This is a genomic window from Xenorhabdus yunnanensis, assembly GCF_028598805.1.
Lineage (GTDB): Bacteria > Pseudomonadota > Gammaproteobacteria > Enterobacterales > Enterobacteriaceae > Xenorhabdus > Xenorhabdus yunnanensis.
In genome coordinates this window covers 1-516 of record NZ_JAQRFI010000222.1, presented here as the reverse complement: position 1 = coordinate 516, position 516 = coordinate 1, and the positions used below count along the sequence as shown (strand labels likewise).

2 protein-coding genes are annotated in these 516 nt (G+C 49.0%); both read left to right on the top strand.

What is annotated here, in order from left to right:
* Positions 1–174: a hypothetical protein gene (locus PSI23_RS23720; RefSeq protein WP_507232781.1), complete on the top strand. Its 174-nt coding sequence runs from the start codon at positions 1–3 to the stop codon at positions 172–174.
* The coding region (locus PSI23_RS23715) for a putative phage tail protein (protein ID WP_273557037.1) at positions 171–516 on the top strand (346 nt) is incomplete at its 3' end. The genes PSI23_RS23720 and PSI23_RS23715, both read left to right, overlap by 4 nt.

The following is a 516-nucleotide window of genomic DNA, read 5'->3' as shown; positions in this document are numbered from 1 at the left end:
GTGTTGTTTGAGAAGGGCAATCCAGACGGAACCGGGAAAATTTTTATATCCGATCTGCAATATGCGATTGCTGATGTGCCGGGAACGACAGGATTTGTGATTGCGTCTCCGACAGAAAATATTGAATTGTCGGTCGGGCAATTACCCGTGCGGGGCGAGGTTAAATACACATGAAACAATATAGTGTGAATGATTATACCGCCGCGTTGAATGGTTTATTGCCTACGGGCATGGCGTGGACGCGTCAGTCTCATTCGGTAATGAACGCTGTCGTTCGGGCTATCGCGCAGAGCTGTCATCGCAGTGACCAGGAGGCACATGCGTTGCTGGCTGGCAGTTTCCCTGCGACGGCGACCATTATGTTGCCTGAATGGGAGCAAACATTGGGGTTGCCTGATGATTGCGCCATTGGCGAAATTGACAGCATTTCATTACGGCAAAAATCGGTTGTGTCTAAATTGCTGAAAACAGGCGGTCAGTCTAACCCGTATTTTATTGATTTGGCTGCCAAACTGG